Origin of the sequence: Phenylobacterium sp. (assembly GCF_035944335.1) — a bacterium.
In the GTDB taxonomy this organism is placed as follows: Bacteria; Pseudomonadota; Alphaproteobacteria; order Caulobacterales; family Caulobacteraceae; genus Phenylobacterium.
Genome location: NZ_DASZBG010000038.1, coordinates 18,609 through 40,473, shown reverse-complemented (window position 1 = coordinate 40,473; position 21,865 = coordinate 18,609). Strand labels below are relative to the sequence as shown.

The following is a 21,865-nucleotide window of genomic DNA, read 5'->3' as shown; positions in this document are numbered from 1 at the left end:
GGCGATGAAGACCGCCATGAACCTGGAGCGCTGCGGCGACCTGGCCAAGAACGTGGCCAAGCGCACGCCGCAGCTGACGTCCGCGCCCGGGGCGGCGCTGGCCAAGGGCGTCGGGGACCTCGGCGCCCTGGTCGCCAAGCGCCTGGGCGAGGTCGTCGCCGCCTATAGCGCCGAGGATGCGGAGGCCGCCCAACGGGTCTGGGAAAAGGATACCGACATCGACGAGCTGCACGAGAAGGTGTTCCACCAGATCCTGCGCGCCATGTCCGGCGATCCGTCGTCCATCGAGGCCTCGACGCACCTGCTGTTCATTACCAAGAACCTGGAGCGGATCGGCGACCACGCCACCAACATCGCCGAACTGGTCTGCTACCAGGTGACCGGCGGCGAGCTGTCGGACCGGCCCAAGGGCTGATCGCGGACCGGGCAGCGGTCGCCGCGCTGCGGCCAGCCACCTCGCCGCTCAAGCCGCAATTCGACATGGCGCAGCGGGTCGGCCTGGCGTCTAGGCCGGTTCGGCGAGCCGGGCGTCCTGAAGGAAACCGGTCAGGGCGGCGTTGAAAGCGTGCGGGTTGTCGATGTTGGCCGCGTGGCCGGCGTTTGGGATCACGGCCTTCTTCGCGCCGGGGATCTTGGCGGCCATGTAGTCCGAGGCGGCCAGGAAGGGCGTGTCGTTCTCGCCGACGATGACGATGGCCGGCACGGCGATCGCGGGCAGGCTCTCGATCACCCGGGCGTCGCGCTGGGTGAGCATGCCGCGCGCGGCGCGGGCCAGGCCCGAGGCGTCGCGGTGGCTGGCGGCGCGGACTTCGGCGGAGGCCTTGGCGAGGTCGCCGAGACCCTCGGTCTCGTAGCGCTCGGCGCGCTTGAGGGCGTTGGCGTTCCAGCCCTCGCGCGCCTGGTCGTTCTTGTAGCCGGGGCCGGTGTCGATGATCAGCAGGGCCCGCGTGCGTTCGGGATGGGCCCGATGGAAGGCGAGGCTCATGTATCCGCCGAGCGACAGGCCGCCGATGACCGCGCTCTGAGCGCCGGCCGCGTCGAGCAGGGCCGCCATGTCGGCGACGGTGGCGTCTTCGGAGTAGAGGCTCTGGTCGGCGGGATAGTCGCTGCGGCCATGGCCGCGCATGTCCCAGGTGATGACGGTGAAATGGGGGGTGAGCGCCGCGAGCTGGCCGCGCCACATCTCGCCGGTGGCGGAAAAGCCGTGGGTCAGCAGCAGGGCGGGGCCGCGGCCGGCTGCCTCGTAGTGGATCTGGACGCCGTCACGATCGAGCTTGGGCATGCTGGGCTTCCTCCGTGCCGCTGGCGGGCCTTGGAGGGAGCATGCCTCAGGCGGCGAGGATCAGCCAGCCCGGCGCAGGCGCAGCGTCGGTTGCGAGACGCCGGCGGCGCGGGTGACCGCGGCGATCAGGCCCTGGACCATCACCGGTTTGGGCACGAACCCCGTGAAGCCCAGCGCCAGGTACTCGGCCGGCTCGCGCGACAGGATGTCGGCGGTGAGGGCGATCACCGGGGTGTTGCGGTCGGGCGTCGGCCGCTCGCGGATACGCTTCATGACCTCGATGCCGCTCATCTCGGGCATGTGGATATCCATCAGCACCACGTCGAAGGCCTGCCGCGACAGGGCCTCGAGCGCCTCGGACCCGCTCAACGCCTTGACCGCGCGATGGCCGAAGGCGGTGAGGATCTCTTCCACCACGCGCAGGTTCACCGGATCGTCGTCGACGTGCAGGACGCTCAACACCCGCTCGGGTTTGCTATTGAACTCGGACACCTAAAAACTCCCGCCAGCCCGGCGGCCCGACCAGTGCGGACTCCCCGGATGCAACCTTAACGTGGCGCCAGAACGCTAAGGTAAGGCTGACAGACAGGGCTAACGGCCGTTAACCCCCGGATTCACATGGGTTTACAACGCGGCGTTCCCGACAGACCCAGGTTGTGTGACGTCTCACGGTTAAGCGCCGCGGCGGCTCAGCCGGTCTCGGCGATCACCTGTGAGCCGCGGCGCAACACGATGCGGCGCCCGAGATGCTCGCTCCGCGCGGCGGTGAAGATGGCGCGGGCCAGGACGGCGCTGGCCGCCCGGCCGATCACCCGCTCGGGTGCGGTGCGCGGCAGGTTCCAGAGCTCGACGATGTAGGGGAGGCGCGAGGTCGTGCGCATCGGCGCGCCGAGCGCCACGACCTTGGAGTCATCCTCGCCCTTGTTCATGGGGCGGGCTCAGTGGGCCTTGCCGGTCCACCGGCTGACGACCGTGGACTTGTGGCGCAGGGTGATCGCGCGCCCGGGAAACTCGCGAGTGGCGGCGAAATAGGCCGCATAGCCGATCGCCGGGCTGACGCTGACGGCGACGACCTGTTCGACGAACTTGCCGGTCTCGTCCCAGACCTCGACCTTGTAAGGCAGATCTTCGCCGTCCTGGGGGAACTCGCCGTACGGTGAAGGCGTTTTAGGTGTTTCGTCAGGCGGGTCGCCGGGGGGACGAAGATGATGCACGCCACTACCCATGAGGTCCTCCGCGCGTGGGCGGACAATCCTCTCCCACACGCGATCGGCGTGTCAACCGGCGCATCCTCGTTGCGCCGGAAACCTCAAATGATAAAACAGCTTACGGCTCAGCCAGGACCCAGGCTCCAGTGACGCTCCAGCATGGATGACCAAGACCAGCACGATCGCGCGTTGCACTTCCTCGTGGAGTCGGCGACCGACTACGCGATCTACATGCTGGACCTCGACGGCCGGGTGATGACCTGGAACCCGGGGGCCGAGCGGTTGAAAGGCTATCTGCGCTCGGAGATCGAGGGCGAGCCGTTCGAACGGTTCTTCGCCCTGGAGGACCGCCGGGCCGGCACGCCGGCGCGTCTGCTGGAGACGGCGCGCACCCAAGGCCGGGTCGAGAGCCAGGGCTGGCGCATCCGCAAGGACGGCAGCCGGTTCTGGGCCATGGCCACCCTGCACGCCGTGCGAGACGACACCGGCGCGATGATCGGCTTCGCCAAGATCACCCGGGACATGAGCGCCCAGCGCGAGGCGGAGCTGGCGCTATCGGAGAGCGAGCGACGCTTCCGCCTGCTGGTCGAGGGTGTGGTCGACTACGCGATCTACATGCTCGACGTGAACGGGGCGATCACCAACTGGAACAGGGGCGCCGAGCGGATCGAGGGTTTCCGCGCCGACGAGGTGGTGGGTCGCCACTTCAGCATGTTCTACGCGCAAGAGGATCGGCAGGCCGGGCTGCCGTCCCAGGCGCTCAGCACCTCGCTCGCCGAGGGCCGCTACGAGACCGAGGGCTGGCGGCTGCGGCGCGACGGCACCCGGTTCTGGGCCTCGGTGGTGATCGACCCGATCCACGACGACCACGGCGTCCATATCGGCTTCGCCTCGATCACCCGCGACATCAGCGAGCGCAAGGCCGCGGAAGAGGCGCTGATGGAAAGCGAGCGGCAGTTCCGGCTGCTGGTCTCCGGCGTCGTCGACTACGCCCTCTACATGCTCGATCCCAACGGCGTGGTGACCAGCTGGAACGCCGGCGCCGAACACATCAAGGGCTATAGGGCCGACGAAGTGATCGGCCAGCACTTCTCGCGGTTCTACACCGACGCCGACCGTGCGGCGGGCGGGCCGATGCGCGCGCTGCAGACCGCCGCCGAGACCGGGCGCTACGAGGCCGAAGGCTGGCGAGTGCGCAAGGACGGCACCCTGTTGTGGGCGAGCGTCGTGCTGGACGCCATCCGTGACGAGACCGGCCAGTTGATCGGCTACGCCAAGATCACCCGCGACATCACCGACAAGCGCAATGCCCAACTGGAGCTGCAGCGGGCGCACGACCAGCTTGCCCAGGCGCAGAAGATGGAGGCGCTGGGCCAGCTGACCGGCGGCGTGGCGCACGACTTCAACAACCTGCTGATGGTCGTCAGCGGCCAGGCGCAGCTGCTTCGAAGGAAGCTGGCCGACGATCCGCGGGCCCTGCGGTCACTGGACGCCATCGAAACCTCGGCGCGGCGCGGCGAGGACCTGACCCGCCACCTGCTGTCGTTCGCCCGGCGCCAGCGGCTGCAGCCGGTGTCGGTAGCCTTGGAGGAGCGGTTGCGCGGCCTGCGGGAGCTGCTCGCGGCGTCCCTGCCGGCCACGGTGCAGCTGGTGATCGACCTGCCCAGAAAGCTGTGGCCGGTGGAGGCTGACATCAGCGAGCTTGAGCTGGCGTTGCTGAACCTGACGGTGAACGCCCGCGACGCGATGCCGGCCGGGGGCTCCCTGACCCTGACGGCGGAGAACGTGACCCTGCGGCCCGGCGACCCCTCCGACCTGGTCGGCGACTTCGTGGCCTTGACGGTCACCGACACCGGCGTGGGCATCCCCGCCGACATCCTGCCCAAGGTGTTCGATCCGTTCTTCACCACCAAGGACGTCAGCAAAGGCACGGGTCTTGGCCTGAGCCAGGTCTATGGATTCGCCCAGCAGTCGGGCGGCCGGATCGCGGTGGCCAGCGAGCTGGGGCAAGGGACCGCGTTCACCCTCCACCTGCCGCGCGCCAACGCCACGGCGAAGGTGGCGCAGCCGGAGGAGGAGCCCGGGGAGGTGGCGTCGGGCGCCCGTATCTTGGTGGTGGAAGACAATCCGGAGGTGGCCGAGGTGGCCGCCGGCATGCTCGAGCAGCTGGGCCACAAGGTGCAGGTGGTGGGTAACGCCGCCGCCGCGATGAGCGTGATCCACGAACAGGAGGCGCCGGACCTGGTGTTCAGCGACATCGTCATGGCCGGCGAGGTCGACGGCATCGGCCTGGCTAAGCGGTTGCGCGAGGATGCGCCGAACCTGCCGGTGCTGCTGGCGACCGGCTACAGCCAGGCCGCCGAACGCATCGGCGACGAATTCCCGATCCTGCGCAAACCCTACGGGATGAAGGAACTCGGCCAGGCGGTGACTGCGGTGCTGGCCAAGGGCGGCAGCGACGGCAAGCTGGTGCGCATCGACGCCGCGCGCCGCGCCCGGGCCAGCCGTCACGATCTCGGCTAGGGCGAAAAGCCCGCGATCAACGCCCGAAGCTCGGGCTCGTCGACCAGGGTCGCGGCCTCGGCGATCGTGGTCCAGAATTTCTCGCGGATGGCTTTTTCCGGCCAGTCCTCGTGCTCGTGGACGACCTCCAGCGCATAGACCGCGACGCGGACCCGCTGCAGGCGGCCGCTCTTCAACTGTTTCTGGTAGCGGTAGTGGCCGAGCGGCGTCGCATCCAGGCGCCCGCCGACGCCGGTCTCCTCGAGCGCTTCGCGCGCCGCGGCGATGGAGGCCGACTCGCCCTTCTTGCCCCAGCCCTTGGGGATCACCCAGCGACGCGTCTCGCGCGAGGTGATCAGCAGCACCTCGACGCCCGCCTCGGTGCGCCGCCAGGGCAGGGCGGCGAACTGTTGGCGCGGACCGCGGCGCGACTTGCCCATGCTCAGCCCCACGCCCGGTCGGCGAGGCGCGCGAGGGCGTAGAACACCGCGGCCAACAGGCCCGAGAGCGGCATGGTGATCACCCAGGCCCAGACGATGCCGGTGGCGACGTTCCAGCGGACCGCCGAGACCCGGCGGGCCGCCCCGACGCCGACGATGGCGCCGGTGATGGTGTGGGTCGTGGACACCGGCACGCCGATGTAGGTGGCCGCGAACAGGGTGATGGCCCCGCCGGTCTCGGCGCAGAACCCCTGTTGCGGGGAGAGCCGGGTGATCTTGGAGCCCATGGTGTGCACGATGCGCCAGCCTCCGGTCAGCGTGCCCAGCGCCATGGCGGCCTGGCAGCTCAGCACCACCCAGAGCGGCACATGGAACGCGCCGCCCGCGCCGCCGCCCTGGCCGTGGGCGTAGAGCAGGACGGCGATGACGCCCATGGTCTTCTGCGCGTCATTGCCGCCGTGGCCCAGCGAGTAAAGCGAGGCCGAGACGAACTGCAGCCGCCGGAAGGTCCCGTCGGCGAAGGCGGGCGTCGCCTTCACGAAGGCCCAGGAGACGATGAGCACCAGCAGGAGAGCCAGGGCGAAGCCCATGCCCGGGGAGAGCACGATGCCGGCGACGGTCTGGCCCACGCCGTGCCAGATCACCGGCGAAAGGCCGCCCGCCTTGGCGATGCCCGCGCCCAGCAGGCCCCCGATCAGGGCGTGCGAGGACGAGGACGGGATGCCCAGCAGCCAGGTGACGATGTTCCAGGTGATGGCGCCGCCGAGCGCCCCGAAGATCACCGCGTCGGAGACGATCTTCGGGTCGATGATGCCCTTGCCGACGGTGCTGGCCACGTGCAGGCCGAACACCAGGAAGGCCACGAAGTTGAAAAAGGCGGCCCACACCACCGCATAGCGGGCCGGCAGCACGCGGGTCGAGACGATGGTCGCGATGGAATTGGCCGCGTCGTGCAGCCCGTTCAGGAAGTCAAAGACAAGCGCGGTGGCGATCAGGAAGATCAACAGCAGGCCCGGCCCGGCGAAATCCATGCGGGCGAGCCTAGAGGTGCTCGATCAGCACGCCGCTGATCCGGTTGGCGACGTCCTCGAAGCGGTCGACGACCTTCTCCAGGTGATCGTAGATCTCCGCGCCGACGATATAGGCCATCGGATCCTTCTTGGCGGGGCCGCGGTAGAGGGCGGCGATGCCCTCGTCGTAGAGCCGGTCGGACTCGTCCTCCAGGCGGGTGACCTCATCGGAAATCTGGTTCAGGCGCGTGGCGTTGTCGCGCAGCGAGCGCAACAGGGGCACGGCCTCCGCCGTCAGGTCGGCGGCCTGCACGATGATGTCGCCCAGCCTGACCATGTCCGGCTGAAACTTGCGTTGTTCGAACAGGGTGATCGCCTTGGCGGTCTTGTGCATCTGGTCGATGGCGTCATCCATCGAGGAGATCAGGTCGATGATGTCGCTGCGGTCGAAGGGCGTGATGAAGATGCGGCGCACCGCCAGCATGGCGTCGCGGGTGATGAGGTCGGCGTCGTTCTCGTAGCGGGCGACCTCGGCGCAGAGCTCCGGCACGCGTTCGCCGCCGTCGAGCAGTTGGCGCAGGGATCGCGCGCCGGCGCACAGGGTCTTCGAATGGGCCTCGAACAGGTCGAAGAACCGTCCCTCTTTCGGCATCAGCGCCTGGAACCAGTTCAACATGCACCTCGCGCGAGTCGTGACAGTTCTGTGACGGGAGGCGTAGGGCCCGCCCGCCCGCCTGTAAACCGCAATTGAGGGGCCAGGTCAGCCCGCCTTGCCGGCGGGTCTCAGCCGCGTCGCACGCAGCGCGCCCGACGCCTCCAGCAGCGGGTAAGCCGCGCCTTCCACAAGGTGCGAATTGATTCGCTTGAGGTCGCGCAGGGCGTCCAGGTGCAGGGAGCTGGTCTCCACCGTGTCCGACTGGCCCGATTGCAGGCGGCGGAAGTGGGCGGTGACCGCTTCGCTTTCGATGGCGCGGAAGGTCTCCTTCTCGGCCGCCAGCAGCCGCGCGGCGCCGACGTCGCCGGAAACGAACAGGGCCGCGGCGGTGCGCAGGTTGGCGCTCAGGCGGTCGACCAGGGCGATGATCTCGGCCTCGCCCTCGGCCGAGAAGTTGACGCCGCGCTTGAGCTTTCGGGCCGCGACGCTGAGCAGGTTGCGGTCCACCAGGTCGCCGGCGTGCTCCAGGTTGGTGGCGAAGGCCAACACCTGGGCCAGGCGCTCGCTGTCCTTGGGCGCGAGCGTCTCCGGCGGGATGGAGAGCAGGTAGGCCTTGATCGCGGCATTCAGCTTGTCGAGCACGTCGTCGAGCCGGCGCACCGCCTCCATCTGGGCGCGGGAGGAGGCGGTCAGGATCTGCCGCAGGCCGGTGAGCATTTCAGCCACCACGTCGCTCATCCGCAGCGCTTCGCGGGCGGCGAGGCCCAGCGCCACGGCCGGCGTCTCGCGGGCCTGCGGATCGAGGTGCAGGGGCGCGCCGGGGTCAGGGACCTCGGGGGTCGGCAGGAAGCGCACCAGGGCGCGGGCGAAGGGCCGCACGAAGGGCAGGAAGACGACGGCGATGGTGAGGTTGAACAGGGTGTGGAAATCGGCGAGCGCGCGGGCCGGGGTGGGGCCGAGCCGCGGCGCGTAGGCGGCGATCTCGGAAAAGGCGGCGCCGGCGACCGCCAGGCCGATCAGGCGGGTGACCAGGTTGCCGAGCGGCAGGCGCCGCGCGGCGGGATCGCGGCGGCCGGCGCCTTCGAGCAGCGGATTGAGCGCCGAGCCGAGGTTCGCGCCCAGCACCATGCCGATGCCCATCTCCAGCGGGGCGACGCCCTTGGCGACCAGCGACATGGCGAGCAGCACGGTGACCACGCTGGAGTGCGCCGCCCAGGTGAGCAGGGCGGCCAGCAGCACGGCGGCCGGCGTGTAGTCGCCGATCTGGGCCAGCAGGGCGTGGGCGCGCGGGTCGGCGACCACCGGCTCGAGCAGGGCCAGGAACTGGTGCAAGGCGGTGAGCACCAGGCCCAGGCCGATCAGCACGCGGCCGAAGTCGCGCGGCGCATCCTCGGCGCGGCGGAACAGGAAGACGCCGGCCAGGACCAGCAAGGGCGCCAGCGCCACCACGTCGAAGGACAGCGCCTGGACCACCAGCGTCGTGCCGACGTTGGCGCCCAGCATCACCGCGAGCGCCGGGCCGAGCTCGACCAGGCCGCCGGCGGCGAAGGCGGTCAACATCAGCGCCGTGGCGGTGGAGCTCTGCAAGGCGATGGTGACGGTGGCGCCCGCGCCGAAGGCGGTCAGTCGGTGGCGGGTGGCGCGGGCCAGGAAGGCGCGGAGCTTGGGACCGAAGGTGCGCTGCACGCCCGTCTCGACCATGTGCACGCCCCAGAGCAGCAGGGCGGCGAAGCCGGCGAGATCGAGGATGACAAGCGGCAGTTGGATGGGAGCCCGCCTCCGACGCGTTGGCCGGATTAGACGGCGTGTCGCACAGCTTCGGCAAGGGGGACCGGCCCAGCCGCTGGAGAGAGGGGCTCGTCGTATCGCTGGGCCGGTCCGTTCGCCTGGTCGGATGGGGGCTGCCGGCCGTTCGAACGGCGCATCAACCGGCTCAGGTTCTGTCGAGTTCCAGACAGTTGAGAATGATCAGAGCCGCAGCTCGCCGCCGGCCGCGATCCAGCTGTCGACGACATTGTCGAGGACGGTCAGGGGCACGGCGCCGGTCTCCACCAGCAGGTCATCGAACCGCTTGAGGTCGTAGTGCCCGCCCAGCTCCATCCGGGCCTTGTCGCGCAGGCGGTTGATCTCGGTGTGGCCGACCTTGTAGCCACAAGCCTGCCCGGGGGTTCCGCAGTAGCGATCGATCTCGCTGGTCATGGCGTTGCGGGTGCGCCCGGTGGCGTCCATGGCCCACTTCACCGCCTGTTCGCGCGTCCAGCGCTTGGCATGCAGGCCGGTGTCGACCACCAGGCGCACGGCGCGGAATTTCTGCGCCTGCAGGTAGCCGAGGCGGCCCGCCCAGTCGGCGTCGTACATGCCGATCTCGTCGCCGAGCTGCTCGGCATAGAGCGCCCAGCCTTCGACATAGGCGTTGAAGCCGGAGATCAGCAGGCGGATCAGCGGCAGCTTGCCGGTCTCGGTCAGGTAGGCGCCTTGCCAGGCGTGGCCCGGTATCCCCTCGTGGAAGGTCAGGGTGGGCAGGGAGAACTTCGGCCAGTTCGAGGTGGTCTTGAGATTGATGTAGTAGATCGAGGGCCGCGAGCCGTCGACGGCGCCGGGGTTCATGTAGCCCTGGCCGGCCCCGTCCTGGATGTCGACGGGGACGCGCTTCACCTGGATCGGGGCCTTCAGCTTCAGGTCGAAGGCCTTGGAGAGCCTTGGCCGCACCGAGGCGATGACGCCGTTCAGATAGGCGATGAGCTGCGCGCGGCCGGCGTCGGTGTCGGGGAACAGATACTTGGGGTCGCGCCCGAGCGCGTCCATGCGCTCGCCGACCGTGCCCTGGGTCAGGCCCTGGGCCCTCAGCAGGCCGTCCATGCGCGCCTCGATCGCGCGGTTCTGCTCCAGGCCCATCTGGTGGACCTGGTCGGGGGTGAGGTTGGTGGTGGTCCCGACCTTCAGCAGCCAGTTGTAATAGGCCTCGCCCTGCGGCAGCCGCCAGACGCCGGCGTCCTGGCCGGATCTGGGCTGCAGGGTCTTCAGCGTCTCCAGCTGGCGCGACAGGGCGGGATAGATTTCGGTCTCGACCAGGCGACGCGCGCTGTCGCCGTAGTCCCCGCCGAGCTTCTTCTCGGCGGCGCGGCGGGCGATCGACAGGGTGAGCCGGGCCTGCGCGGGCGGGACCTTCAGCAAGTCCTCTTGCTGGCCGATGGTGTTGGCGAGGATGAAGCTGGGCGGGATGACGCCCTTGTCGGCGTCGATCGCGATGCGCTCGTCCTCGTTGGCGAGGGCGCGGGCCATCTCGTGCAGGCGCGAGAGGTAGGCGTCGGCGTCCTCGGAGGTTTCGATCTTGTGCTGGCTGTCGAGGAACTCCGGCAGGGCCGAATAGGCGCCGGACTGCTGACTGACCACATAGGGCCCGGCGCTCTCGCCCATGGCGTCGAGCAGGGTGTTGGTCCCGTAGTCGAAGGGCGTGGCGTCGACGCTGAGCTGCAAGGCATAGGCGACGGTCGCCTTGTCGATGCGCGAGCGCGGCGAAAGGCTGGCGTCGGGGAAGGCCTGCAGCTTGGCGAGCTCGGCGGCGCAGAAGGTCCGGTCCTGCGACTGGGCGCCGGGGGAGGTGTCGCCCAGCGCCGCCTTCAGGCCCGCGCGGCGGCCCTTGTCGAGGCCCAGGCTGGTGGCGGTCTCAGGCCAGCGGTCGAGCAGGGTCTCGGCCAGGCGGTCGAGGTTGGCGGATAGCCGCGTGTCCGGGGTCGGGGGCGCGGGGGCTGCGGCCAGGGCGGCGGCGCGGCGACCGGCCGGCTTGGCCTTGGGCGCGGCGGCGACCAGGCCGGCGGCGGCTCCGGCGACCAGCAGGTGGCGCCGGTCGAGTGTGTTGGGCGTGGGGGTGTGCGTCATGGCCCGGGAACCTAGGGCGGACCGGGCCGGCGCGGCAATAGCAGGGCGCCCCGGGACGCCGGCGCCCGGGGCCCGGCCCCGTCAGGCGCCGAAGATCCAGCCCGGCGGCAGGGTCGTCATCTGCACGCCGACCAGCACCATCTCGTCGCCATTGCCCAGGTCGATCACGGTGTCGGCGCCCACCTGGCTGACCGAGTAGGTCGTGCCCGGGTCGAGCTGCACGCGATCGCCCTCGGCGACGCTGAAGTCGGTCACCCGGTCCATCCCCGCGCCATTGAAGGTGTGGAAGATGTCCGCGCCGGCCCCGCCCGTCAGGGTGTCGTTGCCGCGGTCGCCGCTGATCCAGTCGTTGCCCGAACCCCCGACGATCAGGTCGTCGCCCTGGCCGCCGCGCAGCAGGTCGCCGCCCGATCCGCCGTGCAGCGTGTCGTTGCCGATGTTGCCATAGAGGATGTTCTGGCCCCCGTGGGCGGTGATCAGGTCATTTCCCTGGCCGCCGACCAGCCAGTCGTTGCCGCCGGAGCCGCCGTCGATGACGTCGTCGCCCTTGTTGCCGTTGATGTCGTCGAAGCCGGAGCCGCCCAGGACGGTGTCGTTGCCGTCGCCGCCGCGCAGGTAGTTGTTGCCCGGGCCGCCGTCGATGAGGTCGTCGCCTTCGCGGCCGTCGATGGTGTCGTCGCCGGCGCCGCCCTTCAGCACATTGTTGTGGAAGTCGCCCAGCAGGGTGTCGTTGAACTGGGTGCCGACCACGTTCTCGACGCCGTCGATGCTATCCTTCCAGGTGCCCACATAGAGGTCGACCTGAATGGCGAAGCCGTAGGCCGAATAGTCGACCTCATCGGTGCCGTCGCCGCCGTGGATCGTGTAGTGGCCGTTGCCGCTGGCCATGAAGATGTCGTCGCCGGCGCCGCCGCTCAGGGTCTCGGTCCCCGAGCCGCCCACGATGATGTCGTTGCCGGCGCCGCCGTCGATCACGTCGTTGCCGTCGCGCCCGTCGATATAGTTGTCCTGGGCGTCGCCGGTGATGGTGTCGGCGAACGGCGAGCCGCCGACCTTCTCGATGTTGATCAGGGTGTCGGTGGTCCCGTAGCCGTCCTGCGCCGTGCCGGCGCTGAGGTCGACCACGACGCCCGCGGGCGAGTGGACGTAGTCGATCGCCACCCCGCCGCCTGCGGGGCCTTCCAGGGTGTCGTTGCCTGCGAGGCCTTGCAGGATGTCGCCGGCGGCGCCCACCAGGTGGTCGTCGCCCGAGGTTCCAGTGATCAATGGCATGTCAGCACCTATCGGAAACAAACGGCGCGACGAGCTAGCGGATCGTCACGGCCGCGCTTCAAACCCAACAAGCGCCGCAATTGTTCCAGCTCGGTTTTTGGAAAGGCGCAGCTTTGCAGAACAGCGCGCCGGAACCCCCCGCGCGGGCCGCATTGAAGCTGCGCAGCGGTCTTTGCCGACCGATGCGTCACACGGAACAGCCCCGGCGCAGCGCCATGGCGCCGGGGCTTCTTCGCGCCCGGACGTCAGATCAGGCCGAGCGCCTTGAAGCTCGCCACCCCGCCCGTGCCGACCACCAGATGGTCGTGGATGGCGATGCGCAGGGCCCGGCCGGCCTCGATCACCTGACGGGTCATGTCCACGTCGGCCGCCGACGGGGTGGGGTCGCCCGACGGATGGTTGTGCACCAGGATCACCGCGCTGGCCGACAGCTCCAGAGCCCGGCGCATGACCTCGCGCGGATAGACCGGCGCGTGGTCGACGGTGCCGCGGTTCATCGTCTCGTCGGCGATCAACTGGTTCTTCTTGTCGAGGAACAGCACCCGGAACTGCTCGCGCGCCTCATGGGCGAGCGCAGTCTTCACATAGGCCAGCAACGCCGACCAGGATGAGATCACCGGCCGCCGGACCACCGCGTCGCGCCCGGCGCGGAGCGCCGCCTCGTGGGTCAGCTTCAGGTCGAGGGCGACGGCCCCGCCCACGCCGGCCACGGTCTTCAGCTCATCGAGGCCCGCGCCCAGCACGCCGGACACCGAGCCGAAGCGGGCCAGCAGCTGCTTGGCGAGCGGCTTGACGTCGCCGCGCGGGATGGCGCGGAACAGCAGCAACTCCAGCACCTCGTAGTCGGGCAGGGCGGAAAGGCCGCCCGCCGCGGCGCGCTCGCGCAGGCGCTCGCGGTGGCCGAGATAGTGCGGCGGCGGCCGCCGCGCGTCGCGCGGGGCGGCCTCGGCGGCCTCGGCCCAGAGGTCCGGTTGGCCGGCGGCGTCTTCGACGGCGGTGCTCATGGCGCGCCAATGTTCCGCAAATGTTCGACATACGCAAGGCTCAACAAAGCTTGAGGATCGATGTTACCCGAACAGGGCTACTGTGACGCTTCCGGCACGCTGTGACGTGCGGGATTGGGGGAGGTCCGGATGAAGGTATTTGTGTTGGGGGCTGCGCTGGCGCTGATCGCGGGCGCGGCCCTGGGGCAGGCCGCGGCGCCGGCGCCTGCGGGCGTGACGGGCGTCTGGCAGGGCGAGGTGAAGGCGGGCAAGGACGCCATGCCGATCATCATCCGCCTGGGCGCGCAGGTGAACGGCGACAGCCCGGCCGAGCGGCTGTTCGCCGAACCCGGCAAGCTCGAACAGACCGGCGACAGCTACAGGGTGACGTTCCAGAGCGGCGGCGAATTCGCGGGCGCCCTGACCAAGGAGGGCAAGCTGTCGGGGACCTTCTCGAAGGGCGGGTTCTCCGCGCCCCTGGTGCTGGTGAAACAGGCCGAGCCGCCGAAGCCCTAGGGCGTATCCGCGGTCTCGGCGGGTGCGCCGGTTCCCTTGGCGCTGATCCAGGTGACCAGGTCCCAGGCGTTGCGGATGGCGATCAGCAGGATCGCCACCAGGGCGACGGCGACGCCACGCGCCGCCCAGGCCGGCGAGACCAGCCAGAAGGCGATGGCCGAGCCCGCCAGCGCCAGGTCGGCCAGGAAGGCGGCGATGCCGTACCACCAGACGTCGGACCAGTGCGGGGCCTCCAGGGACTTGGCGATCTGCAGATGCCAGATCACCCGGCCCGAGGAGACCAGGCTGGCGAGACCACCGGCGACGAGGATCAGGGCGGCGCCCTCATTCGAAAGGCCCGGCGCCGCGGCGAGCGCGCTGATCACCAGCACCACGCCCAGATGCTGCACGATGGGCGTCATGTAGATGCTCGCGCCGCGCAGGGCGCTGTCGGCGTCGCGGCGTCCGGTGCTCAGGGTGGCGACGATGAACAGCAGGCCGATCAGAGAGCCGGCCGCGCCGCCCACCAGCAGGTAGAAGCTGTCCCAGTGTGCGAACATCCCCGCCCCGTCGATCCGGCCTCAGGCCGATTGCACGGGCGGCTTGAACAGGCCGGCGGGCGAGAGGGTGAAGACCTCGGCGCCGGTTTCGGTGACGCCGATGGAGTGCTCGCACTGGGCCGACAGCGACTTGTCGCGGGTGACCGCCGTCCAGCCGTCGGAGAGCAGCTTCACCGGATGTTTGCCGAGGTTCACCATCGGCTCGATGGTGAAGAACATGCCGGGCCTGAGCAGCTCGCCCGTGCCCGGCTGGCCGAAGTGCAGGATGTTCGGCGCGTCGTGAAACACCTTGCCCAGGCCATGGCCGCAGAAATCGCGGACCACCGAACAGCGCATGGATTCCACATAGGTCTGGATGGCGTGGCCGATGTCGCCGGTCTTGGCGCCCGGCTTCACCGCCGCGAGGCCGCGCTCGAGGGCCTCATAGGTGACGTCGACCAGCCGCTTGGCGCGCGGCGCGACCGCGCCGACGCCGTACATTCGGCTGGTGTCGCCGTGCCAGCCGTCCACGATGACCGTGACGTCGATGTTGACGATGTCGCCCTCGCGCAGGGTCCGCTCGCCGGGGATGCCGTGGCAGACGATGTGGTTGGGGCTGATGCAGACGGTCCGGGTGTAGCCGCGGTAACCGAGGCAGGCCGGCAGGGCGTGGTGGTCGAGGATGAACTCGCGGGCGAGCGTGTCGAGGTGGTCGGTGACCACGCCGGGGACCACGTGCGGGGTCAGCATGTCCAGGCATTCGGCGGCCAGCCGGCCCGCCACGCGCATGCCTTCGAAATCCGCCGCGCCATGGATCTTGATCTGGCCGGTCCGGTATTCGCCATCGAGGATATCGGTGGATGACATGATCTGCTCCGCGCGCCGCCCTATGTCGCAATCATACCACGGAAATTCAACGCCCTGGGCGCACGCCGCGTAGCCTGGTCATCGGTTCCGTTAGGCGAAGCGGGCCGCAGGTTCTAAAGATGGCGCTCCGGCGCCCAGCGCCCAGCGCCAGAATGGCTGAGATGGCTTCAGAGACCCATAGCGGCGTCGAGCAACTGCTCGAAACACCCGATCTGGCCGGCGCGCTGGACAGCGACCAGTTCAAGCTCTTCCTCGATCAGGTGCCGGTGGCGATCGCCGTGGCGGAGTTGAATCCGACGGAGCGCGTGATCTATGCCAACCACGAGTTCGAGCGGCTGACCGGCCAGGACAACAGCCACATCGTCGGCGGGGCGTGGGAGCGGTTGCCCGGCCACGCGGACGCCGCCAAGAATGCGCGGCCTCTGGCGCGGGCGGTGGCCGAGGAGCGCGACTATCTCGGCGCCTTCACCATCACGCGGTCCGAGGGCCCGCTCACCGTCGACGCCTGGTCGAACATCATCGAGTCCGACGACGGCCGCCCGATGTTCCGGCTGGTCGCGCTTGTCGAGAGCGCGGCGGGCGACGGGGCGGTGCTCGACGAGCTGCAGGCCCATGTCCACGAAAAGGACACCCAGCTGCGCGAGCTGCAGCACCGTGTGAAGAACAATCTGCAGATGATCACCGCGCTGATCCGGGTCGAGGCCCGCGGCGTCGCCGACCGCTCGACGAGCGAAGGCTTCGATCGGCTGGCCGGGCGGGTGGAGGCGCTAGGCTTGCTTTACCACGCGCTTTCCGAGGCCGGCACGGGCGATCCGGTGGACCTGGGCATCTATCTCAGCGAGATCGCCTCGGCGGTGATGCGCGCCCATGCGGTCGAGGGCATCCGTCTGGAACTGAAGGTCGATACCTGGCCGGTCTCTCTGGACGTCGCCATGCCCGCGGGCCTGGTGGTCAACGAGTTGCTGACCAATTCGCTGAAGCACGCCTTCGCGGGGCGGGGCGGCGGCACCATCACCTTGCAGAGCACCACCGATCCGCGCGGCTGCCGCGTCTTGGTCGCCGACGATGGCGTGGGCCTGCCGGAAGGCGCGACCTGGCCGAAGCCCGGGAAGCTCTCGGCGCTGATCGTCCGCTCCCTGGAGCAGAACGCGCGGGCCACGATGGCGGTCGAATCCGCGCCGGGGGCTGGCATGCGGGTGACCATCGACTTCCGCTGCGACGACGCCGCGGCCTAGCGCGACCAAGGGATACGCCGCGCGATCCTGACCTGCCGGGTCGTGATCTCGCAGGCATAGACCAGCACTTCCACCCCCGCGTCGGCCGCCTCGCCGAGCCCGCGGGCGAAGGCCGGGTCGAGCTCATGGCAGGCCGCGAAGGCCTCGCAATCGGTGCGCTGGACCACGAACAGGGCGACCGCCCGGTGGCCGCCCTCGACCATGACAGTCAGTTCCTTCAGGTGCTTCAGCGAGCGGGCGGCGACGCAGTCGGGGAATTCGGCGAGCGTCCCTGAGCGGCGCAGGTGGCAGTTCTTCACCTCCAGCCAGGCCGGCGGCCGGTCGGGGTGTTCCAACAGGAAATCGACGCGGGAGTTGGCGCCGTAGCGCACCTCGCGCCGGTGGGTCGCATAGCCGGTCAGCTCAGGGATGGCGCCCTGCGCCAACGCCTCGGCGACCAGGCGGTTGGGATGCATGGTGTTGATGCCCACCAGGCCGCCGTCGGCTTCCACCAGTTCCAGGGTGAAGGCCAGCTTGCGCTTGGGGTCGTCGGACCGGGAGACCCAGCAGGGCAGGCCCGGCCCGTTGAGGCCCAGCATCGCGCCGGGGTTCGGGCAATGGGCGGTGAGCTCGGTCCCGTCGTCGAGCACGATGTCGGCGAAGAAGCGCTTGTAGCGCTGGACCAGGCGGCCGCCGGCGAGCGGTGAGGGGAAGTCCATCTAGGGCGCGGTGGCCTGCTTGCAGTCGCCGAAGTCGGCGCAGCGCCAGGTCGTGGCGCAGACGGCCTGGGCGAATTGCGGCAGCATCCGCCAACGGCTGAAGACGCGGATGGTCGCGACATTGGCGCAGGTCAGGCCGGCGATGGTGTGGCGGCAGCCATACCGCGCCGCGCGAGCGATCTCGCGTCGTTGGCCGGCCGAGAGCCCCTCCTCGAAGCCTTCCATGATCAGCTCGAGATCGCCGGCGCTGAGGTCCTCCAGCCTGCGGCCCGGGCACTGGCGGTCGAGCTGGGCGAAGAACGGATCCATCACCCGGTGATAGGGCGCGTCGGGCTGGACGGCGAAGGCCGGCGCGGCGATGGCGAGCAGGGATGTGGCGAGCAACAGTTGCGGAAGGCGCATGGGCGGGGCTAGTCCGGACGGGCGGCTGATATCTAGGCGAGGCGAGGACGCATGGCGAGCGGAGAGCGGGTCACAGCCGCGGTGCTTATCATCGGCGACGAGATCCTCTCGGGCCGCACGCAGGACACCAACCTGCGCGACATCGCCCGCTATCTGGGGACCTTCGGCGTCGACGTCGCCGAGGCCCGCGTCGTGCCCGACGTGCACGAGGAGATCGTGGCGACGCTGAACACGCTGCGCGAGCGCTACGACTATGTGATCACCACCGGCGGCATCGGGCCGACCCACGACGACATCACCGCCGACGCGGTGGCCGCGGCCTTTGGCGTGGAGCTCTACGAGCACCCCGACATCCTGGCGATGATGCAGGCCCGCTGGGGCGGAGAGCTGAACGCCGCGCGGCGGCGGATGGCGCGCGTGCCGGTGGGCGGGGACCTCGTCAAGAACCCGGTGCAGGGACCGCCGGGCTTCACCATCGGCAATGTGTTCACCCTGGCCGGCGTGCCCGCGATCATGCGCGGCATGCTGGAGGACGTCGGACCGCGCCTGCGGACAGGGGCGGTGACCATCGCGCGGACCGTGCGCGTCGAGGGGACGGGCGAGGGGGCGATCGCGGCGCCCCTGGAGGCGGTCGCCAGGGCCCACCCGGCCATGTCGCTGGGCAGCTATCCGTTCTACGGCGAGGGCGGCTTCGGCTCGAACCTGGTGCTGCGCGGGCGCGACGCGGCCGAAGTCGAAGCCACGGTGGCCGAGCTGCTGGGCGCGCTGAAGAACGCCGGCGTGGAGAACGTCCGCGAGGTCGAACCGGCCAGCTGAGGGCGTTGGCGAGGGCCTTTCGCGGCCGTCACGAAACCGCACCGCAGGCCCGCTAAGCTGCGCGCTCATGAGTCGCGGAGGTTGTAAAGCCTCGCCTTGGACTTGTGGATAAGTCTGTGCATTAGTGTGTGGATCAGGGCGGCGCCCAAAGACCGCCCACGGTGATGGGGGCCTACGCACGTGAAGACGTTGGCGGTGGTGTCCCGCAAGGGCGGGGCGGGCAAGACGACAGTCGCGGTCAACCTGACCATGGCGGCGCGCGCCATGGGCGTGAAGGCGATCCTCGCCGACGCCGATCCGCAGCGCTCAGCCTGCGACGTGCTGAAGGGCCGCGCAGAGGCCGCCAGCCTGATCTTCGAAACCAGTTCGGCCAAGCTGTTCGCGCTCATCGAGGCGAGCCGGCGGGCCGGCGCGGACTTGCTGATCATCGACACCCCGGCGACGCCCGAGCAGGACGTGGCCGAAGCCGTCAAGGTCGCCGACCTGTGCCTGGCCGTGGCGCGTCCGACCTATCTCGACCTGGCCGCCGCGGTGCGGTCGGTGGCGATCATCCAGCGGCTGGGCAAGGAGGGCGTGATCGCCCTCAACCAGTGCGCGCCGCCGAGGAATGGCGTCGAGCCGCCGCAGGTGGTGAAGGCCTTCGAAGCGCTGCGGTTCGCGGGCCTGCCCGTGGCGCCGGTGGCGCTGCGCAACCGCGTCGCCTACCAGACGGCGTTCGCCCAGATGCGCTCGGTGCTCGAGATGGAGGGCCAGCAGGCCGCCTCGGCCGAGGTGAAAGCCCTGTTCACCCACATCTGGCGGCGGTTGCGCGGCGAGGCGCCGGCGCCGGTGCGCAGCGCCAATGACGATCTGGGACGCAGCTGGGCGGCGAAGCCCGGCCTGCGGCTGGCGCCGACGGCCTAGCCCCTACTGGGCCGGCGTGGCCGGCGTTTCGGCCTGGGCCGGCCCGGCGCCAACGCCCTGGAGGCCCATCGAGGCGGCGACGAGGCCGAGCACGCAAGCCACCGCGAACGCGGCGATCACGGCGATCTTCGGCCGGTTGCGATAGAACCAGCGGTTCAGCCGGAACCTCCAGTCGCCAGTCCGGCGACCCACACGCTTGCGGACCACGACTTCTGGCATCTGGCGCGCTCCCCCGTCTCTCGCGCCAAGGTCTAGCTTGGCTGTGGGCGACCGGCTAGCGGGACCGATCACCGCAGGCAACTGGGCTCGACGCTTCCGTTTCACGGCGAGGTCGCACTATCGTCCCGGTGGGCGGGCCGCAGGTCGCGCCGACCGCCGCCAGCGCATGAGGCCTCCATGTCCGCCGCCGAGCAAGGCGACATACTGACCACCGCCGCGCGGCCGCTGCAGGGATTGCGGATCCTGGAAGCCTCGGGCGATGTGGCGGTGCGCTATTGCGGCCGGCTGTTCGCCCAGCTCGGCGCCGAGGTGGCCGGGGCGGGCGGACGCGACGACGGCAGGATCGGCTACGCGGGTGAGCTTGGCGAGGCGTACGGGCGGTGGCTCGACGCCGGCAAGCGCGCGCTGGGCGACGACGAGGGCTGGAGCGGCTTCGACCTGGTGATCGCCGGCCAGGACCGGGCCGACGTGGCCGCCGCCGAGGCGCGGCTGGCCGAGGCGGCCGAGCCGCCCGCCCTGCTGGCCCTCACCTGGTTCGCGGCGCAGGGGCCCTATGCCGCCTGGCATGGGACGGACGAGATCATCCTGGCGCTGGTGGGCCTGGCCTTCGGCTTCGGGCTGGCCGAGGGACCACCGATGCTGGCCCAGGGACATGGGCCACAGCTGGCCGGCGGCCTGGTGGGCTTCAACGCCGCCGTCGCGGCGCTGCTGGCGCCGCGCGGCGAGCGGCCCCGCCGGATCGCGGTCTCCATCCACGAGGCCTCGATGTGCTTCACCGAGACCGGCGCGATCACGGCCTTCGTGGAGGGCTTGAGTTCGTGGCGCATGGGGGTGAACCGCTTCGCCCCGACCTATCCCTGCAACAGCTATCGGACCCTGGACGGCTGGGTGGGGATCACCGCCCTGATCCCGGCCCAGTGGCGGGCGGTCTGCGAGCTGATCGGCCGGCCCGAACTGGCGCGCGATCCCCGGTTCGCCACCACCGTCGAGCGGCTGATGCTGGCCGACGAGGTGGATGAGATCCTGGCGCCGGCCTATGCGACCCGGACCACCGAGGCCTGGGTGAAGGCGGGCGAGGCGGCGCGCATCCCGACCGCGCCGATGCCGCGGCCTGGCGAGCTGCCGGGCGTTCCGCACTGGCGCGAGCGCGGCGCCTTCGCGGCCTTCGACGAGACCGGCGCGCTCGGGCCCACCCTGCCGTTCCGGATGGCCTTCGACGGCGCGGCGCGGCCGTTCCGCGACGGACGCGCCGCCGCGCCCCTCGCGGGCCTGAAGGTGGTGGACTTCAGCATGGGCTGGGCCGGGCCGCTGTGCGCGCGGACGCTGGGCGACCTGGGGGCCGACGTCATCAAGATCGAGTCCGAGACCCATCCCGACTGGTGGCGCGGCTGGGAGGCCAATGTCACGAGCGATCCGCCGACCACGGAGACCCGGTACAATTTCATCGCGGTGAACCGCAACAAGCGCGGCGTGGCGCTCGACCTGACGACCCCGGACGGCCTCGCCAAGGCCAAGGCGCTGGTGGCCGGCGCCGACGTGGTGGTGGAGAATTTCGCGGCGGGCGTGCTGGAGAAGCTGGGCCTTGGCCTGGCCGAACAGCGCCGCATTCGTCCCGGCCTGATCAGCGTCTCCATGCCGGCGTTCGGCAACGGCGGGCCGCTCTCGGGCCTGCGGGCCTATGGCTCGACCGTGGAGCAGGCCTCGGGGCTGCCGTTCCTGAACGGCGAGGCCGACTGGGCGCCGTGCCTGCAGCATGTGGCCTATGGCGATCCCCTGGCCGGTCTCTATGCGGCGGCGGCCATCCTGGCGGCGCTTTACGGACGCGGCCGGCTGGGCGGGGCCGAAATCGATCTGGCCCAGGTCGCCTGCCTGTTCCAGTTCGGGGCCGACGGGATCATCGCCGAGCAGATCGTGGGCGAGCCGCTGCCGCGGACCGGCCATCGGCGGGCCCGCGCGGCGCCGGTCTGCGTGGTCGCCGCGGCGGGCGAGGAGGCCTGGCTGGCCGTGGCGGTGGATAGCAGGCGGGCCTGGCGCGGGCTCTGCGCGGCGCTCGGCCGGCCGGAATGGGCTCAGGACCCTCAGTTCGACACGGTCGCTGGTCGCGCCCGGTACGCCGATCGGATCGAGGCGGCGATCGGCGATTGGGCGGCGGGCCGCGATCCGCGCGAGGCGGCGGCGCAGCTGCAGCGCCTCGGCGTGGCCGCAGCCCCTGTGCTGCGCGGCTCCGACCTCTCCTGGGACGAGCAGCTGATCGCCGGCGGCTTCTGGGACTGGATGGAGCGCCGCTACGTCGGCCGCCACCTGATGCCCGCCGCGCCCTGGACCTACGATGGGGCGCGACCGGCCCTGCGGCTGCCCGCCCCGGTGCTGGGCGAGCACACCGGCGAGCTGCTCGGCGCGATGCACGTGGACGTCCGGGCCTAGGCGAACTGTTTGCCGTCAGGCGGCGTTGCGCTTGGG

Annotated in this window: 23 protein-coding genes; 7 read left to right on the top strand and 16 right to left on the bottom strand. The window is 70.4% G+C overall.

Annotated elements, in window-relative coordinates; genetic code table 11:
- A partial coding sequence (locus VGT80_RS06875) for a phosphate signaling complex PhoU family protein (RefSeq protein ID WP_327454152.1) occupies nucleotides 1–415 on the top strand: 415 nt, incomplete at its 5' end.
- 90 nt (nucleotides 416–505) lie between these two features.
- On the opposite strand, the gene VGT80_RS06870 is transcribed toward VGT80_RS06875, so the two are convergent.
- From VGT80_RS06870 to VGT80_RS06855, 4 genes are all read right to left on the bottom strand, one after another.
- The gene (locus VGT80_RS06870; RefSeq protein WP_327454150.1) at nucleotides 506–1,282 is read right to left on the bottom strand and encodes an alpha/beta fold hydrolase; all 777 of its coding nucleotides are present in this window, start codon (nucleotides 1,280–1,282) and stop codon (nucleotides 506–508) included.
- 60 nt (nucleotides 1,283–1,342) lie between these two features.
- Nucleotides 1,343–1,774: a response regulator gene (locus tag VGT80_RS06865; RefSeq protein ID WP_327454148.1), complete on the bottom strand. Its 432-nt coding sequence runs from the start codon at nucleotides 1,772–1,774 to the stop codon at nucleotides 1,343–1,345.
- A gap of 197 nt (nucleotides 1,775–1,971) precedes the next feature.
- A complete protein-coding gene (locus VGT80_RS06860; RefSeq protein ID WP_327454146.1) occupies nucleotides 1,972–2,211 on the bottom strand; it encodes a hypothetical protein in 240 nt (79 codons plus the stop codon).
- Nucleotides 2,212–2,220: 9 nt separating this feature from the next.
- Nucleotides 2,221–2,496, bottom strand: coding sequence for a hypothetical protein (locus VGT80_RS06855; RefSeq protein ID WP_327454144.1), 276 nt, complete (start codon nucleotides 2,494–2,496; stop codon nucleotides 2,221–2,223).
- A gap of 153 nt (nucleotides 2,497–2,649) precedes the next feature.
- On the opposite strand from VGT80_RS06855, the gene VGT80_RS06850 reads away from it, so the two are divergent.
- Nucleotides 2,650–5,013: a PAS domain S-box protein gene (locus tag VGT80_RS06850; protein ID WP_327454142.1), complete on the top strand. Its 2,364-nt coding sequence runs from the start codon at nucleotides 2,650–2,652 to the stop codon at nucleotides 5,011–5,013.
- Here VGT80_RS06850 and VGT80_RS06845 read toward each other — a convergent pair.
- From VGT80_RS06845 to radC, 7 genes are all read right to left on the bottom strand, one after another.
- Nucleotides 5,010–5,432, bottom strand: a complete 423-nt coding sequence (locus VGT80_RS06845) for an NUDIX hydrolase (RefSeq protein ID WP_327454140.1) — start codon at nucleotides 5,430–5,432, stop codon at nucleotides 5,010–5,012. The genes VGT80_RS06850 and VGT80_RS06845 overlap by 4 nt on opposite strands.
- A gap of 2 nt (nucleotides 5,433–5,434) precedes the next feature.
- Nucleotides 5,435–6,463 carry an inorganic phosphate transporter gene (locus VGT80_RS06840; RefSeq protein ID WP_327454138.1) on the bottom strand — a complete coding sequence of 343 codons (1,029 nt, stop codon included), beginning with the start codon at nucleotides 6,461–6,463 and terminating at the stop codon, nucleotides 5,435–5,437.
- Between the two features lie 10 nt (nucleotides 6,464–6,473).
- The gene (locus VGT80_RS06835) at nucleotides 6,474–7,118 is read right to left on the bottom strand and encodes a DUF47 domain-containing protein (protein ID WP_327454136.1); all 645 of its coding nucleotides are present in this window, start codon (nucleotides 7,116–7,118) and stop codon (nucleotides 6,474–6,476) included.
- Between the two features lie 84 nt (nucleotides 7,119–7,202).
- Nucleotides 7,203–8,816 carry a Na/Pi cotransporter family protein gene (locus VGT80_RS06830; RefSeq protein WP_327454154.1) on the bottom strand — a complete coding sequence of 538 codons (1,614 nt, stop codon included), beginning with the start codon at nucleotides 8,814–8,816 and terminating at the stop codon, nucleotides 7,203–7,205.
- A 249-nt stretch (nucleotides 8,817–9,065) separates the two neighbouring features.
- Nucleotides 9,066–10,976 carry a DUF885 domain-containing protein gene (locus VGT80_RS06825; protein ID WP_327454134.1) on the bottom strand — a complete coding sequence of 637 codons (1,911 nt, stop codon included), beginning with the start codon at nucleotides 10,974–10,976 and terminating at the stop codon, nucleotides 9,066–9,068.
- Nucleotides 10,977–11,057: 81 nt separating this feature from the next.
- Nucleotides 11,058–12,248 carry a calcium-binding protein gene (locus VGT80_RS06820; RefSeq protein WP_327454132.1) on the bottom strand — a complete coding sequence of 397 codons (1,191 nt, stop codon included), beginning with the start codon at nucleotides 12,246–12,248 and terminating at the stop codon, nucleotides 11,058–11,060.
- A 245-nt stretch (nucleotides 12,249–12,493) separates the two neighbouring features.
- Nucleotides 12,494–13,252, bottom strand: a complete 759-nt coding sequence (gene radC / locus VGT80_RS06815) for a RadC family protein (protein ID WP_327454130.1) — start codon at nucleotides 13,250–13,252, stop codon at nucleotides 12,494–12,496.
- Nucleotides 13,253–13,381: 129 nt separating this feature from the next.
- Here radC and VGT80_RS06810 point away from each other — a divergent pair, with 129 nt between their 5' ends.
- The gene (locus tag VGT80_RS06810; RefSeq protein WP_327454128.1) at nucleotides 13,382–13,747 is read left to right on the top strand and encodes a hypothetical protein; all 366 of its coding nucleotides are present in this window, start codon (nucleotides 13,382–13,384) and stop codon (nucleotides 13,745–13,747) included.
- Here the strand turns inward: VGT80_RS06810 and VGT80_RS06805 are convergent.
- Nucleotides 13,744–14,286: a hypothetical protein gene (locus VGT80_RS06805; protein WP_327454127.1), complete on the bottom strand. Its 543-nt coding sequence runs from the start codon at nucleotides 14,284–14,286 to the stop codon at nucleotides 13,744–13,746. The genes VGT80_RS06810 and VGT80_RS06805 overlap by 4 nt on opposite strands.
- Nucleotides 14,287–14,307: 21 nt before the next feature.
- Nucleotides 14,308–15,132 (bottom strand): type I methionyl aminopeptidase, encoded by an 825-nt coding sequence (gene map / locus VGT80_RS06800; RefSeq protein WP_327454126.1) that lies wholly within the window; start codon nucleotides 15,130–15,132, stop codon nucleotides 14,308–14,310.
- A 161-nt stretch (nucleotides 15,133–15,293) separates the two neighbouring features.
- Here map and VGT80_RS06795 point away from each other — a divergent pair, with 161 nt between their 5' ends.
- Complete coding sequence (locus tag VGT80_RS06795) at nucleotides 15,294–16,367, top strand: sensor histidine kinase (protein WP_327454124.1); 1,074 nt, start codon at nucleotides 15,294–15,296, stop codon at nucleotides 16,365–16,367.
- Here the strand turns inward: VGT80_RS06795 and sfsA are convergent.
- Both sfsA and VGT80_RS06785 read right to left on the bottom strand, forming a co-directional pair.
- The gene (gene sfsA / locus VGT80_RS06790) at nucleotides 16,364–17,065 is read right to left on the bottom strand and encodes a DNA/RNA nuclease SfsA (RefSeq protein WP_327454122.1); all 702 of its coding nucleotides are present in this window, start codon (nucleotides 17,063–17,065) and stop codon (nucleotides 16,364–16,366) included. The genes VGT80_RS06795 and sfsA overlap by 4 nt on opposite strands.
- The gene (locus tag VGT80_RS06785) at nucleotides 17,066–17,467 is read right to left on the bottom strand and encodes a hypothetical protein (RefSeq protein ID WP_327454120.1); all 402 of its coding nucleotides are present in this window, start codon (nucleotides 17,465–17,467) and stop codon (nucleotides 17,066–17,068) included. It lies immediately after the preceding gene.
- 51 nt (nucleotides 17,468–17,518) lie between these two features.
- On the opposite strand from VGT80_RS06785, the gene VGT80_RS06780 reads away from it, so the two are divergent.
- Nucleotides 17,519–18,283, top strand: coding sequence for a competence/damage-inducible protein A (locus VGT80_RS06780; protein ID WP_327454118.1), 765 nt, complete (start codon nucleotides 17,519–17,521; stop codon nucleotides 18,281–18,283).
- 180 nt (nucleotides 18,284–18,463) lie between these two features.
- Nucleotides 18,464–19,186, top strand: coding sequence for an AAA family ATPase (locus VGT80_RS06775; RefSeq protein WP_327454116.1), 723 nt, complete (start codon nucleotides 18,464–18,466; stop codon nucleotides 19,184–19,186).
- 3 nt (nucleotides 19,187–19,189) lie between these two features.
- Here VGT80_RS06775 and VGT80_RS06770 read toward each other — a convergent pair whose 3' ends face one another.
- On the bottom strand, nucleotides 19,190–19,405 hold the full coding sequence (locus tag VGT80_RS06770; protein ID WP_327454115.1) for a hypothetical protein: 216 nt from the start codon (nucleotides 19,403–19,405) through the stop codon (nucleotides 19,190–19,192).
- Nucleotides 19,406–19,582: 177 nt separating this feature from the next.
- Between VGT80_RS06770 and VGT80_RS06765 the strand changes: the two genes are divergently transcribed.
- Nucleotides 19,583–21,829, top strand: coding sequence for a CaiB/BaiF CoA-transferase family protein (locus tag VGT80_RS06765; protein WP_327454113.1), 2,247 nt, complete (start codon nucleotides 19,583–19,585; stop codon nucleotides 21,827–21,829).
- Nucleotides 21,830–21,865 lie beyond the last annotated feature (36 nt).

Excerpts from the sequence above, each read along its gene's own strand:
- VGT80_RS06870 (WP_327454150.1), bottom strand. The coding sequence starts at position 1,282 with ATGCCCAAGCTCGATCGTGACGGCGTCCAGATCCACTACGAGGCAGCC.
- VGT80_RS06860 (WP_327454146.1), bottom strand. The coding sequence starts at position 2,211 with ATGAACAAGGGCGAGGATGACTCCAAGGTCGTGGCGCTCGGCGCGCCG.
- VGT80_RS06850 (WP_327454142.1), top strand. The coding sequence starts at position 2,650 with ATGGATGACCAAGACCAGCACGATCGCGCGTTGCACTTCCTCGTGGAG.
- VGT80_RS06845 (WP_327454140.1), bottom strand. The coding sequence starts at position 5,432 with ATGGGCAAGTCGCGCCGCGGTCCGCGCCAACAGTTCGCCGCCCTGCCC.
- VGT80_RS06840 (WP_327454138.1), bottom strand. The coding sequence starts at position 6,463 with ATGGATTTCGCCGGGCCGGGCCTGCTGTTGATCTTCCTGATCGCCACC.
- VGT80_RS06835 (WP_327454136.1), bottom strand. The coding sequence starts at position 7,118 with ATGTTGAACTGGTTCCAGGCGCTGATGCCGAAAGAGGGACGGTTCTTC.
- VGT80_RS06825 (WP_327454134.1), bottom strand. The coding sequence starts at position 10,976 with ATGACGCACACCCCCACGCCCAACACACTCGACCGGCGCCACCTGCTG.
- VGT80_RS06820 (WP_327454132.1), bottom strand. The coding sequence starts at position 12,248 with ATGCCATTGATCACTGGAACCTCGGGCGACGACCACCTGGTGGGCGCC.
- radC (WP_327454130.1), bottom strand. The coding sequence starts at position 13,252 with ATGAGCACCGCCGTCGAAGACGCCGCCGGCCAACCGGACCTCTGGGCC.
- VGT80_RS06810 (WP_327454128.1), top strand. The coding sequence starts at position 13,382 with ATGAAGGTATTTGTGTTGGGGGCTGCGCTGGCGCTGATCGCGGGCGCG.
- VGT80_RS06805 (WP_327454127.1), bottom strand. The coding sequence starts at position 14,286 with ATGTTCGCACACTGGGACAGCTTCTACCTGCTGGTGGGCGGCGCGGCC.
- map (WP_327454126.1), bottom strand. The coding sequence starts at position 15,132 with ATGTCATCCACCGATATCCTCGATGGCGAATACCGGACCGGCCAGATC.
- VGT80_RS06795 (WP_327454124.1), top strand. The coding sequence starts at position 15,294 with ATGGCTTCAGAGACCCATAGCGGCGTCGAGCAACTGCTCGAAACACCC.
- sfsA (WP_327454122.1), bottom strand. The coding sequence starts at position 17,065 with ATGGACTTCCCCTCACCGCTCGCCGGCGGCCGCCTGGTCCAGCGCTAC.
- VGT80_RS06785 (WP_327454120.1), bottom strand. The coding sequence starts at position 17,467 with ATGCGCCTTCCGCAACTGTTGCTCGCCACATCCCTGCTCGCCATCGCC.
- VGT80_RS06780 (WP_327454118.1), top strand. The coding sequence starts at position 17,519 with ATGGCGAGCGGAGAGCGGGTCACAGCCGCGGTGCTTATCATCGGCGAC.
- VGT80_RS06770 (WP_327454115.1), bottom strand. The coding sequence starts at position 19,405 with ATGCCAGAAGTCGTGGTCCGCAAGCGTGTGGGTCGCCGGACTGGCGAC.
- VGT80_RS06765 (WP_327454113.1), top strand. The coding sequence starts at position 19,583 with ATGTCCGCCGCCGAGCAAGGCGACATACTGACCACCGCCGCGCGGCCG.